11 protein-coding genes and 1 pseudogene are annotated in these 12,512 nt (G+C 53.4%); all 12 read left to right on the forward strand.

The genetic code is table 11. From position 1 onward, the window contains the following. The first annotated feature begins 24 nt into the window (after positions 1 to 24). The 12 genes and pseudogenes from HS100_11940 to HS100_11995 all read left to right on the forward strand — a co-directional run bounded on the left by HS100_11940 (position 25) and on the right by HS100_11995 (position 12,505). A pseudogene (locus HS100_11940) lies at positions 25 to 159 on the forward strand (twin-arginine translocation signal domain-containing protein). A gap of 1,325 nt (positions 160 to 1,484) precedes the next feature. Beyond that, positions 1,485 to 2,393 carry a sugar ABC transporter permease gene (locus tag HS100_11945; protein ID MBE7434619.1) on the forward strand — a complete coding sequence of 303 codons (909 nt, stop codon included), beginning with the start codon at positions 1,485 to 1,487 and terminating at the stop codon, positions 2,391 to 2,393. A gap of 1 nt (position 2,394) precedes the next feature. Next, positions 2,395 to 3,222, forward strand: coding sequence for a carbohydrate ABC transporter permease (locus tag HS100_11950; GenBank protein ID MBE7434620.1), 828 nt, complete (start codon positions 2,395 to 2,397; stop codon positions 3,220 to 3,222). After that, complete coding sequence (gene ugpC / locus HS100_11955) at positions 3,222 to 4,280, forward strand: sn-glycerol-3-phosphate ABC transporter ATP-binding protein UgpC (protein ID MBE7434621.1); 1,059 nt, start codon at positions 3,222 to 3,224, stop codon at positions 4,278 to 4,280. The genes HS100_11950 and ugpC overlap by 1 nt, the downstream gene beginning before the upstream one ends. Next, positions 4,280 to 5,242: an iron-containing alcohol dehydrogenase gene (locus HS100_11960; GenBank protein ID MBE7434622.1), complete on the forward strand. Its 963-nt coding sequence runs from the start codon at positions 4,280 to 4,282 to the stop codon at positions 5,240 to 5,242. The genes ugpC and HS100_11960 overlap by 1 nt, the downstream gene beginning before the upstream one ends. 2 nt (positions 5,243 to 5,244) lie before the next feature. Further along, the gene (locus tag HS100_11965) at positions 5,245 to 5,739 is read left to right on the forward strand and encodes a prolyl-tRNA synthetase associated domain-containing protein (protein ID MBE7434623.1); all 495 of its coding nucleotides are present in this window, start codon (positions 5,245 to 5,247) and stop codon (positions 5,737 to 5,739) included. A 1-nt stretch (position 5,740) separates the two neighbouring features. After that, the gene (locus tag HS100_11970; protein MBE7434624.1) at positions 5,741 to 6,748 is read left to right on the forward strand and encodes a Gfo/Idh/MocA family oxidoreductase; all 1,008 of its coding nucleotides are present in this window, start codon (positions 5,741 to 5,743) and stop codon (positions 6,746 to 6,748) included. A gap of 8 nt (positions 6,749 to 6,756) precedes the next feature. After that, positions 6,757 to 8,109, forward strand: coding sequence for a DUF1284 domain-containing protein (locus HS100_11975; protein MBE7434625.1), 1,353 nt, complete (start codon positions 6,757 to 6,759; stop codon positions 8,107 to 8,109). 22 nt (positions 8,110 to 8,131) lie between these two features. Next, positions 8,132 to 9,445: an MFS transporter gene (locus tag HS100_11980; GenBank protein ID MBE7434626.1), complete on the forward strand. Its 1,314-nt coding sequence runs from the start codon at positions 8,132 to 8,134 to the stop codon at positions 9,443 to 9,445. A gap of 15 nt (positions 9,446 to 9,460) precedes the next feature. Continuing rightward, the gene (locus tag HS100_11985; protein MBE7434627.1) at positions 9,461 to 10,441 is read left to right on the forward strand and encodes an NAD-dependent epimerase/dehydratase family protein; all 981 of its coding nucleotides are present in this window, start codon (positions 9,461 to 9,463) and stop codon (positions 10,439 to 10,441) included. Positions 10,442 to 10,449: 8 nt separating this feature from the next. Further along, a complete protein-coding gene (locus HS100_11990) occupies positions 10,450 to 11,742 on the forward strand; it encodes a 6-phospho-beta-glucosidase (protein ID MBE7434628.1) in 1,293 nt (430 codons plus the stop codon). A 16-nt stretch (positions 11,743 to 11,758) separates the two neighbouring features. Next, entirely contained in the window at positions 11,759 to 12,505 is a 747-nt protein-coding gene (locus tag HS100_11995) for a PIG-L family deacetylase (GenBank protein ID MBE7434629.1), read from the forward strand. Positions 12,506 to 12,512: the final 7 nt, after the last annotated feature.

The raw sequence follows: 12,512 nt of genomic DNA on the forward strand, positions 1-12,512 counted from the left end.
TATAGAAACAGTTTTCCTCAAGGTATGAAGCGTGTTATTTATCCAATAAAAAGAGGAGAAACCATGAATACCAATCGAAATGTTCGTTTATCCCGCCGTGATTTTTTGAAACTGGCGGGCGTTGGAACCGCAGGGCTTGCGTTGAGTAACTATCTTGCGGCGTGCGCTCCTGCCAGCGGCGGTGGGACGCTGAACGTGCTGGTCCCGGCCGCGCCGGATCCTGCGCCTCCGGGAGTGGGTCAGTTCAGCTTGGAGGCATTCGAACAATGGAAGCAAGACAACGGCTTTGAAGTTGTGTACGAAGCGCCGCCTTGGCCCCAACTGCACGACAAGATGGCGGCGAATTTCGCGGCGGGTCAGTATGTGCATGACATCGTGTACATGTCTGGTTGGGTGCCTGAGTTTGCGGATTATTTGATTGACTTCACAGGCGATCTGCCCGCGGACCTGGTGGCAGACCTGCCCGCCTCATCGTTCAGCACGTTGACCTGGGGCGGCAAACGATTGGGCGTTATCTTCACGCTTTCGTTGCTGACGATGTTCTACAACACCGAATTGCTTGAGGGCATTGGCGTGAAGGCAGCGCCGAAGACCTGGGACGAGCTCAAGGGTGTTGCCAAGGAACTGACCGGCGGCGGCAAGTACGGTTGGGTGTTGAACTACGGCGCGCCCGAAGGTATCGGCGGCGTGGCTTCGTACTGGATGTGCTTCCTGCAACAAGCGGGCGGCAAACTATACGGCGACGATGGCATGCCTGCGTTCAATAATGCCGCGGGCGTGGATTCGCTCCAGTTTATGGTTGACTTGATGGAATTCACCGACCCAGGTTCGTTGAGTTACGTCGGCATCAATGATGCGACCAATGTCTTCTCTGCCGGTCAGGCGGCAATGATGATGAACTGGCCCTTCATGTGGAAACCCGCCAACGACCCGGCCTCTTCGAAGGTGGTTGGCAAAGTCGGGTCGGCGATTCTGCCCGCAGGTCCAGCTGGTTCCGCTTCGATTGACGGCACCGACGCCTACACCATCACCAAACTTTCACCGAACCCCGAAGGCGCGCGCAAGTTGATCGAATTCTATCTCGATGCGGAAGTGCAAAAGCGTCAGGTGATCGATACGGGCTGGTTGCCGATTCGTCTTTCGGTGTTGAATGATCCCGAAGTGCAGGCGGCGGCTCCGAATGCCTCGGTGGTTCTTGAACAGGCGAAAAACCCCTACGACAGCTACGTCACGCCCGATTACAACGCTGTGACCACCGCCATTGGCGTGGAGATTCAAAAGGCGCTGGCGGGCACACAGTCCGCACAGGATGCCATCACTGCTGCTGCCGACCAGGTGACTGAGATCGTCAAGAAGCGCGGATAAGAATGTAACTATCGTCATTGCGAGGAGGGCGTTAGCCCGACGAAGCAATCTTCTGACACTGCCGGGGATTGCTTCGTCGCTCGCCATCGCTCCCTCCTCGCAATGACGGAATTGATGTTATGCAAACCAATAACTACAACCGCAATCGTTATCGTCTTGGCATTTGGTTCACTGCACCTGCCGTGATCGTTCTGCTTACGGTGCTGGCTTATCCCATTGTGGCGTCGCTGGTGCTTTCATTTCTACGCGTCCGCTTTGGCGGGGATGGTCTGAGCTTTGAGTTCAATGGCATCGCCAATTACGCCGACCTGGTCACCAAGCCAATCTTCCGCGAAGCGTTATTCCGTTCCATCTACTTTACGGTTGTCGAAGTTGCGGCTGTCATCTTCTTTGCACTCATCGTTGCACTCATGCTCAACCATCCGCTCGGACGACCCGCTTTCTATCGCATCGTTCTGCTTGTGCCGTGGGCGCTATCGCCTGTTGCCAACGCCGTCTTATGGAAGTGGATTTACAACGCCAACTACGGCATTCTCAATCAAGCGCTTATCGGTCTGGGCATCATCCAGGAGAATATCATCTGGCTCGGCACGCCCTGGCTCGCCTTCAACATGATTCTGCTTGCCGATGTGTGGAAAGCCGTGCCGTTCATCGCGCTACTCATTCTTGCTGGTTTACAAAACATTCCATCCTATCTTTACAAAGCCGCCCGTCTCGACGGCGCGAACGCGTGGCAACAATTTGTTCATGTCACGCTCCCAGGTCTCAAAACCACAATCGTTATCTCGGTGGTGCTTCAAAGCATCTGGGCGCTTAAAGTCTTCGACCTCATCTACGTCCTCACCAAAGGTAGTCCCGCCGACAGCACTGTACTGCTCAACTATCTTTCGTGGCGCGAGACCTTCAGCAATCTCGATGTTGGTTACGGCGCGGCGATTGCCAATGTGCTTTTTCTTTTGATGTTCATGCTGGCGCTCGTTTACATTCGCGCCTTGCGTCCGCGACAGACTCAAGCGAAGGCGGGATGACATGCCACGATACTTGACTCAATTCTTCATCCGCTTCGGATTAATTGCCTTCACGCTTCTCTCTCTTGGACCTGTGGTCTGGTCGGTCGTCACAAGCCTTTTACCCCTTTCAGCCTTGACCTCCAAACCACCCGACTTGAATCCGCTCAATATCACACTCGAAAACTACAGCCTTGTGCTCGACTCTTCGCGCGGGCTGTTCTCTGGCTTGATTAACTCCTTCATCATCGCCACCTTCACCGCCGCCGTGGGACTGGTCATCGGCTCGATGGCGGCGTATGCCCTTGCAAGGCTCAACCTGCCCGGCAGCAACAAAATCCTGATGATGATCCTTGCGACCCAAATGTTTCCCGGCATCGTCATTGCCATTCCACTCTTCCTTGTCATGAGCCGCACCCGTCTCGTTGATACTCACTTCGGACTCATTGTCGTCTATCTCTCGTTCATCCTGCCCATCGTCATCTGGATCCTCAAAGGCTTCTTCGAAAGTGTGCCGATGGAACTCGAACGCGCCGCCGCCGTGGATGGGGCGAACCCGATCCAGACGTTTCGCTATATCGTCTTACCCATTTCCCTGCCGCCGTTGTTTGCCACGGGCGTCTTTGCCTTCATCGAAGCATGGAATGAATTCTTCTTCGCCATCATCCTCACCCGCATCAACGTCAAAACCGCTTCCATAGCGATTGCTGAATTCTCAGGTCAATACCAAACGCTCTACGGGCAGATGCTGGCTTCCGCGGTGCTGGCGAGCATCCCTGTGGTGGCGTTGGCGATCATTTTTAGGCACTTTATTTTGGAAGGTTTTGTCGAAGGAGCAATCAAAGCATAATGGCTACGCTTGAACTGATCAACATCCATAAAAAATTCGGTGACTTTGTTGCCGTGGAAGATGTCAACCTGCGCGTCGAGGAAGGAGAGTTTGTCACGTTGCTGGGTCCTTCGGGTTGCGGTAAGTCCACGCTGTTGAACATGACTGCTGGACTCGAAGACGTGACCTCTGGCGAGATCCGCATCAACGGCAAGGTCGTCAATCAACTTGGTCCGTTCGAGCGCGATGTGGCGATGGTCTTTCAGAACTATGCCCTCTACCCGCACATGACGGTGGAGGAGAACATCGGTTTTTCGCTTCAGTTGAGAAAACGACCCAGAACCGAGATTCAGGATAAGGTCCAGAAAGTGGCGGCGATGTTGGAATTGGAAAAATTCCTGCATCGTCTCCCGCGTGAGCTGTCGGGCGGTCAACAGCAACGAGTCGCCATCGGTCGGGCAGTCATCCGCGAGCCGTCCATTTTTTTGTTCGACGAACCGTTTTCGAATCTCGATGCGGCGTTGCGCCTCAAGACGCGTGGCGAGATCAAGGAACTGCACCAAAGACTCGGCGTGACGTCGGTCTTCGTGACACACGATCAGGAAGAAGCGCTCTCGCTCTCTGACCGTATCGCTGTTTTGCGGATGGGGCATCTCGAACAATTCGGCACGCCCGAAGAGATTTACTCGAAGCCTGCCACGAAATATGTGGCGCGATTCATTGGCTCCCCACAAATGGACATGTTCGCTGGCGAGTTCACGGATGGCAGGCGCGCATATCACATCGGCAGTGCGAAGGTCGCATTGTCAAAACCTACGCAAGCGCCGAACACTCCAGTTGACGTTGGTGTACGCGCGGAGTTTGTCACTCTCGGCGAAAAAGGCTTCAATGCAGTGATACGACTCGTTCAACCTGTCGGTCCATTTACATATGTGACCGTTGACTGGGACGGCGGCAGTGTCACCGCCAGAGTCAACGGTGTGTCACATTTGAAACCAAAAGAAAATATCAAAGTGGACATCGACCCCGAAGGTCTGCTGTTCTTCGACAGAACATCTGAAAAAAGGATTGACTTGTAATGTATAAATTTCCAAACCTGCCCTTTGTGCGTCTCATGCCCTTTGCAGAAGTTGAGGAGAAACAACCTGTGTTGTTGATCACGTCCATGCCTGCGTGGAATGCAGTGAAAGATTCGTTACGCGGCTTGAACATCGCCAAATCCATCGAAGTGACCGAAGCCAATGCTGCTCATTGGGATTCGTTGTTGTCCACCGTCCACGGTCAATCGTCCGCGGTCGTGTATTCTGTCGGCGGCGGACTCACTGCCGACGCCGCGAAATATGTCGCTTCCAAACTGAACCTGCCGCTCGTCATTCTTCCAACCGCCCTCTCGGTGGATGCGTTCATTACCGCCGCATCAGGCATCCGCAAAGATGGATGCGTGTACTACATCGAGACGAAAGTACCCGAGCGCCTCATCCTGGACTTTGAAACGATCGCCAAAGCCCCAGCCTCCATCCGCGCCGCAGGCATCACGGACGTGATGTCCATTGCCACAGGCGCATGGGATTGGAAGTTCGCGCACGAGCAGGGCAAAAATCCCGCAGGCATGGAGTTCATCCCGTGGGTGTACGACAACGCCCAATCCATTTTGAACGGCGTGCTTGACTGTGCCGAAGCCGCAGGGCGCGGCGACCATGATGGACTCAAAACTTTGTACGATTGTCTCGCCATGGAAGTTCAACTGTGCAATCAAGTCGGTCATTCCCGCCCCGAAGAGGGGAGCGAGCACTACTTCGCCTACGCCGTCGAAAACGAAATGGGTCACGGACTTCCACATGGCGATCTGGTGGGTCCTGCTATTTTGTTGATTGCCAAACTCCAAGGGCAAGATACCGCGCCGCTGGAAAAAGCATTGAAAGCTTGCAACGTCCCGCTCAACAATATTCCGCAGGAGATGATTGACCGCACGTTGAGGATCTTGCCTGTTTATTCTACGAAACATAACCTGTCGTTTGGAATTGCACATACGTTGAATTAATCATGTACGCTTCTGAACAAGACCTCCTGGACTTTTTGAATGGCAATCACTTCGTCTATCAATACGTTGAGCACCCCGCCGTGTTCACCTGTGAGGAGGCTGAAGTGCATCGCCCGAAATCGACTGCGACCAGCACAAAGAACTTGTTCCTGTGCGATAAAAAGGCGAGACGGTTTTTTCTCGTGGTGACCGCCTGCGAGAAGACGGTCAAGTTGGATGAACTGGCTTCCCAATTGGGAAGCACGCATTTACGCTTCGGCTCGGAAGAAAATTTATTCCGACTGCTCGGTGTGACGCGCGGCGCAGTGACGATGATGGGCCTGGCAAATGATACAGAGCATCAGGTCGAATTGTGGATAGACGCGGACATCTGGCAGAGCGAATCCTTCTTGAGCCATCCACTGGTCAACACAGCGACATTGATATTGTCCAAATCGGAACTCGAACGATTCTTTGAACTGACAGGGCATACATCTCATATCTTTGAAGGAGCATAAAATGAAAATCGCATTTGCAGGCGCAGGATACATCATCAACATCCACGCCAAAGCTGCGAAAGCGCAACGGGATGTGGAAATGGTCGGGGTGGTGGAGAAATTTGCTGTCGAGAAATCTGCCGCTCTTGCGCGGAAATTCAAAATCAAGAATCGATACCGGACAGTTGAGGAGTTGCTCAAGACTGGGAAGGTGGACGCGCTCGTGATCGGCACGCCGAACTATCTTCACGCTCCGCAGGCAATTGCCGCGCTCAAAGCGGGCGTGCATGTCATGGTCGAGAAGCCTATGGCGATGACTGTGCGTGAAGCGGAAAAAATGATGGATGCCAGTGCAAAAAGCGGAGCGACCTTGATGGTGGCGCACTGCTGGCGCTTCGATGAGGATGTCAATTGGCTGAAGAAGCAATCGTCGAAGTTGGGAAGAATTATCCGCACAAAGGGGTACGGCGTGCATACCCATTGGGGACCGAGCGGTTGGTTTACACAAAAAAAATTTGCAGGCGGCGGCGCAATGGCAGATATGGGCATCCATGCGTTGGATACAGCCCGCTTTTTGCTGGGCGATCCGATGCCTGTTTCGGTGTATGCCAGGATCGGAACGCACTATACAGACTTCGACGTGGACGATACAGGCGTGGTGATTGTCGAGTGGGGTAACGGCGCGATTTCATATTTCGAATCGGGCTGGTGGCAGCCGCATAGCGACGGTCCCGAGGCGGCAACGCAACTCTACGGTATGCAGGGATTCGGTCAATTGTTCCCGACACAACTCGAAATACCAATCGTGAAGACACAGACCGTGAAACTCGTCAAATCGGGATTCAAATTCCCGCGCAAGGAGCATTGCCCGCAGACGATGTACGACGCGCAGATGGCTTATTTCCTGAATTGCGTCCGCACAGGGACGACACCTGTCCCCGGGGGATTGGAAGGGCTGGTGAATATGAAGGTTGTGGATGCGGCGTATAAATCCGGCAAAACTGGAAAAGTGGTACAAGTCCAGAAATGAGGAGAAAAATGAAAACTGCTTTAGTGATCAGTCCCCATGCCGATGACGCCGCCGCCTTTTGCGGCGCGACCATCGCCAAGCTCGCCGATGACGGCTGGAATATCGTTCTGGTGCGTGTCACTGATGACCGTAAAGATTCGGTGGGCTTGACCATCGAGGAGACGATTGCCAAAAACACGGAAGAACTGCACAACGCCGCGAAAATCCTGGGCGTGAAGGAGATCGTCGAACTGGGCTTCGAGACCGATATGCTGGCAGACGTCCCACTGGGGAAACTGCGGGAACGGATGGTGTATCTGTTCCGAAAGTACAAACCCTATGCCGTCTTCTCGTTCGACCCGTTTGGATTGTACGAAAATAACCAGGATCACGTCCGCATTGCGCAGGCAGTGGATGAAGCCTACTGGGTCGCCTGTTTCGACAAACACTACCCCGAACATTTTGTGGAAGGACTTGAACCGTTCTCCGTATGCGAGCGCTGGTATTTTGCCCGTCAACTTCCGAATGTAACCCACTATGAAGAAGTCGCCGCGACCATCGAGCGGAAGATCGACGCCGTCTGCGCCCACCGCGAGATGATGAAGAACACCATTAATCAATATCAATTGCAGATGAAGACCTGGGGTAAACAAGTGGCGTGGCTGCAACAATCCAAAGACGGCGATATGAAACCGTTGATCGGGTTGTTCCTTCAGGAGCAGGCAAAGGGATTGGCTGAAGCGGCGGGCTGGGATACTGAATTGCAACTTGCCGAATCCTTCCGCCTGGAACGTTTCGGCGGGTTGGAGGAGTTGTTTCAGATGATGGCGGAACCGCTGGATGAATCTGAACCCGCACCCGTCCGCGCCGACTTGGATCATCCGCAGGAAGAACCGACAAATGAAACCGAACAGGCGCACATCATACCTCTGGATATTAAAGAACGCATCCGCATCATGGGGCATCACCACTTGTGCGCAGGCGCGTTCGATGAACTGCTCAAGATGCCCATCTTCCGAATCGGTTATGCCTCGCTGGTGGATCACATTGACCCCAACCCCGATTTGATCATCGAAACCGTCTATGGGTATGGTCAATTCTGTTATCACTGCGGTTACTTCTCACAGGACGAAGGGCGCTGTACTTCAGGCTGGAAGAACAAACTCGCCAAAGATTATGCCGTGCTCGAACATCTTGGTCTCAAACCCGGCAGCCAGACGCGCCTGGAAGACTTGCAAAAACTGCTGGCAGAAAAAGTCTCCTATGAAAAACTGGAGGAGTTCTGCGGTCCTGGCGGTCCCGGCAAATGCGAATTCTATGCTTTGGGCGTTTGTCAGAAATCCTTCGCCGCCCTGCGTGAAAAATACGGCATCACAAAATAAAATGATGTAAAAGGAGAATGCCATGCAAACCGCTCCAAAAGGAACTCGCGCCCGCCTGCTCACCGCCCTCGGATTTGGCTTCTTCATCGACTCCGCCGAAGACGTAGCCCTGCCCATGCTCTGGCCCGCCGTGCGCACCGCCCTCGGCTTGAGCTATGCCCAGTTGGGTTACATTGACAGTATCCGTGTCATATTCCAAACTTTCAGCGGTCCGTTTTGGGGAATGCTCGCTGACCGCTACAACCGCAAATGGATCCTGGTCATTGGGACAGGTGTATGGGGATTATGGACCTCAGTCTGCGGATTCGCCACCGACTACTGGCAACTGCTCATCGTACGCATCATTGCCTGCATTGGGCTTGGTTGCTTGTACCCGGCCGCTTTCTCCCTTCTGGCTGATTCGTTCGGACCCAAACAACGCGGACGCGCAATGGGCACCATCAGCGCCATCGGCATGTTCGGCATTGTGGCGGGGGCGCTGGCGTTTGGCGAGATCATCGGCATCTCTGAAGATGGCTGGCGGATCGGCTTTATCGGTCTGGGTGTGACCAGCGCCTTGTCCGGCTTGGTCATCGCATTACTCGTCAAGGAACCTGTGCGCGGCGCATCTGAACCAGAATTGGAAAGCGTCATTACTGAAGAGTCTGCCGCTCAATTCCGCTTCGACATGAAAGGGGTGCGGGAACTGCTTAGTGTCAAAACCGTGTGGGTGAACTTTCTGCAAGGCATCTTCATGCTCACCACCATCAACGCCCTGGCAACCTTCTACGTCACCTGGCTGGTGGACGACCGTGGCTTCTCGGAAGCGGACGCCCCATTATTCTTTGGCGGTGTGGTTATTTCGTTGGCGTTAGGCAACTTTGTGGGCGGTTCGGTTGGCGATTGGGCATATCACCGCTATCCCAAATATGGACGCGCTGTTGTGTCGCAGATTTCCATCGGCGTATCTCTACCAGCAATGTGGTACCTATTCTCGTATGCCAAAGATACAACCTCCATCCTTGTCTTCTCGATCATCTCAGGCTTCTTCCTCGACTGGACGCGTCGCGGCGCCATGCAGCCAATGGTGCAGAACGCCGTCCGCCCCGAATTGCGCGCCACCGCCATGGCATTGACCGAATTCGTCAACGGCGCGTTCGCCTCGGTGGTCATCATCTTGTTTGGAACCTACGCCGACCAGTTTGGACTCTCCCGCACCCTACTTATCTTAACAAGCGGATTTTGGGCGATTGCTTTTTGCGTCACACCTCTTTATTATTTCGTCTATCCCAAAGATGCGGAACGCCTGCACTCTCAAATGCAGGAGCGACGTGAGATGATCGCGGGTAATTTGTAGTCAAAAGGAAAATGTATGAAAATCTGCATCGTCGGCGGAACGGGCAACATCAGCCAACCCATCGTCAAACTTTTGCTCGAAAAGGGACATGACGTCACCCTTTTCAACCGCGGGCAGACGGCACAAGTGCCCAAAGGCGTACGCGTCATCACAGGCGACTGTTACAACCGCGAAGACTTCGAGCGTAAGATGCAAGCCGAAAGATTTGACGCGGCGATCGACATGATCTGCTTTACTGCTGAAGATGCCGCATCCAGCGTGCGTGCCTTTCGTGGAATCGGCTGGTTCGTGCAAACATCCACCACTTGCACGTATGGCATTCAATACGATTATCTGCCCGTGGATGAGACCCATCCCTTACGCCCTAACACCGAATACGGACGTAACAAGGTGGCGGCGGATCATGTCTATCTTGAAGCGTATCATCGCGAGAAATTCCCTGCAATTATCATAAAACCTTCTACTACCTACGGACCTGTGCAGGGGATGCTGCGCCAGATTTGCTGGGACTTCTCATGGATCGACCGAGTCAAAAAAAGCAAACCTGTCATCATCTGCGGTGATGGGTTTGCCATTCATCAACATCTGCACGTAGATGATATTGCCCAGGCCTTCGTCGGCGTTATTGGCAAAGAACATACCATCGGGCAGGCATACAACGCCGTCAGCCGTGGATATTACACCTGGCTCGATTATCACAAACTGGCGAATAAGGTTCTCGGTAAAGACGTTGAATTGATCGGCATTCCCTTTGAAGACCTAAAGCGGCTCAATGTGCCAGACATGGGTATTCTGGAAGATGAATTCGCTTTCAACGATTATTACTCCTCTGAAAAACTGTTCCGCGATGTGCCTGAGTTTCAGCCGAAGATTTCGCTGGAGCAGGGTATGACCCAGGTGTTCGAAGTGATGGAACGTGAAGGACGCATTCCAAATTCAGATGAACTGACCTGGGAAGATGAGATTATTGCAAGATATAGAAAGTTGTATCAATAAGGAGACTTATGAAGATCACAGTCATTGGCGGCGGTTCCACATACACGCCCGAACTCGTGAATGGATTTCTTGTGCGGATCGAATCGTTACCAATCAAAGAACTTTGGTTAATGGATATTGACAAAGAACGGCTGGACATCGTCGGTGGATTTTCGCAGAGAATGGTCAGGGCGAAGGGAGAGCCTTTTAAGGTGATCCTATCTACAGTCCAGAAAGAGGCGATTGCGGGCGCATCCTATGTCACTACGCAGTTGCGAGTCGGCATGATGCCTGCTCGTCGTGGAGATGAATACCTCGGTCTGCGTCATGGGTTGATCGGGCAGGAGACTACGGGGGTGGGCGGTATGGCGAAAGCGCTGCGAACCATCCCTGTGATTCTTAGTATCGCGAACGATATCCGTGAAACGGCGTCTGGCGCCTTGCTGGCGAATTTCACCAACCCGGCGGGCTTGGTGACCGAAGCGTTGAATCACTATGCGCCCGATGTGCCCGCGGTGGGGGTGTGCAATGTGGGCATCACCACCAAGATGGAAATCCTCGAAGGTTTGGAGAAGGTGACGGGTAACAAGATCGAAGACCATCGCGCCGTGTTGAACACGCTGGGTCTGAATCATCTCACCTGGCATCGCGGCTTCACCGTGGATGGCGAAGAGATGTGGCAAACTATTTTCCCTGCATATCTTGAAGAGGTCAAAAAAGAAGCCGAACCCGAGTGGAATATCCGTACGCTTGAAACGCTGGGCATGATTCCCAATTATTACTTGCAATATTTTTACTACACCGAAAAGAAATTCAATGAGCAAAAGAAGTGGCCTCCCTCACGTGCCGAGCAGGTGATGGAAATCGAAAAAGACCTTCTGCGCGATTACGCCGACCCGACCCTCACCGAACCGCCCGCAGACTTGATGAAACGCGGCGGCGCATATTATTCCACGCTGGCGACGCAGCTCATCAACTCGCATTACAACGATTTGGGCGAAGTGCATGTGGTTAATACGCGGAACAATGGAGCCGTAAAAGATTACCCTGCGGATTGGGTCTTGGAACTGCCCGCCAAAGTGGACGCCAAAGGGATTCATCCGCTTCCTGCCGACCCGCTGCCTGCTTCGTGCTTCGGGCTGATCTCTCAGGTGAAGATGTACGAAATCCTGACCGTCGAAGCCGCCGTGCATGGCGATAGGAATGCGATGTATCAGGCATTGCTTACCAATCCGCTTGGTCCAAGCGCGGACAAGGTGCAGGCTGTGATGGACGATATGCTTGAAACGAATAAGCAGTGGCTGCCGCAGTTCTACAAATAAGCACAAGGAAATTACGATGACATTTGAATCCATTCTCCCCATGCCCGATTTGTTCGACGCGCGGCGCGTATTGTGCATTCAACCGCATTATGACGATAATGACATCGGCGCAGGCGGAACATTCGCGCAACTCGCAATGAAAGGCGCGGATGTGATCTACCTCACCGTCACCGATGATCTGGCTGGCGTTGTGGATACGTCACTTTCGGCGCAAGCCGCGACCGAGTCTCTTGCGCGTGATCAACTTGCGGCGGGGAAGATTATCGGGGTGAAGGAACAAATTCTCCTGAATTATCCCGACGCGGGCGAGTATGATTATTTTGCCCTGCGCCGCGACATTCTGAAATACATCCGGGAGTTGAAGCCCGATTTCGTTTTCACCTGCGACCCATGGCTGACTTACGAAGCGCACCGCGATCACCTCCAAACGGGACATGCCGTCGCGGAAGCGGTCTTATTCTCCAGCCTGATGAAAATCCCTTCGTACGATCCAGCTGTGGACGCAGCCTATAAGGACCATTTCATCCAGGGGGTGGGGTTTTACTACTCGCGCGAACCAAATCTCATCGTAGACATCGCTTCGACGTGGGAGGCGAAAGTCGCTGCAATACGCTGCTACGAAACGCAAATCCCATCTAACGAAGCGGATCAAATCGTCATGGCGCTGCAACTCAAGTCACAGCAGATTTGCACAGATAAGGATTTCAAACTTGGCGAGCCGTTCAAGGTGTTGCATCCGCGCGCCTTGCATTGTGGACTTTGACCAGCAT

The sequence above is a fragment of the Anaerolineales bacterium genome, from assembly GCA_015075725.1.
Lineage (GTDB): Bacteria > Chloroflexota > Anaerolineae > Anaerolineales > Villigracilaceae > Villigracilis.

Bases quoted from the DNA above. Each gene is read 5' to 3' on its own strand.
- HS100_11945 (MBE7434619.1), top strand. From the start codon at position 1,485: ATGCAAACCAATAACTACAACCGCAATCGTTATCGTCTTGGCATTTGG.
- HS100_11950 (MBE7434620.1), top strand. From the start codon at position 2,395: ATGCCACGATACTTGACTCAATTCTTCATCCGCTTCGGATTAATTGCC.
- ugpC (MBE7434621.1), top strand. From the start codon at position 3,222: ATGGCTACGCTTGAACTGATCAACATCCATAAAAAATTCGGTGACTTT.
- HS100_11960 (MBE7434622.1), top strand. From the start codon at position 4,280: ATGTATAAATTTCCAAACCTGCCCTTTGTGCGTCTCATGCCCTTTGCA.
- HS100_11965 (MBE7434623.1), top strand. From the start codon at position 5,245: ATGTACGCTTCTGAACAAGACCTCCTGGACTTTTTGAATGGCAATCAC.
- HS100_11970 (MBE7434624.1), top strand. From the start codon at position 5,741: ATGAAAATCGCATTTGCAGGCGCAGGATACATCATCAACATCCACGCC.
- HS100_11975 (MBE7434625.1), top strand. From the start codon at position 6,757: ATGAAAACTGCTTTAGTGATCAGTCCCCATGCCGATGACGCCGCCGCC.
- HS100_11980 (MBE7434626.1), top strand. From the start codon at position 8,132: ATGCAAACCGCTCCAAAAGGAACTCGCGCCCGCCTGCTCACCGCCCTC.
- HS100_11985 (MBE7434627.1), top strand. From the start codon at position 9,461: ATGAAAATCTGCATCGTCGGCGGAACGGGCAACATCAGCCAACCCATC.
- HS100_11990 (MBE7434628.1), top strand. From the start codon at position 10,450: ATGAAGATCACAGTCATTGGCGGCGGTTCCACATACACGCCCGAACTC.
- HS100_11995 (MBE7434629.1), top strand. From the start codon at position 11,759: ATGACATTTGAATCCATTCTCCCCATGCCCGATTTGTTCGACGCGCGG.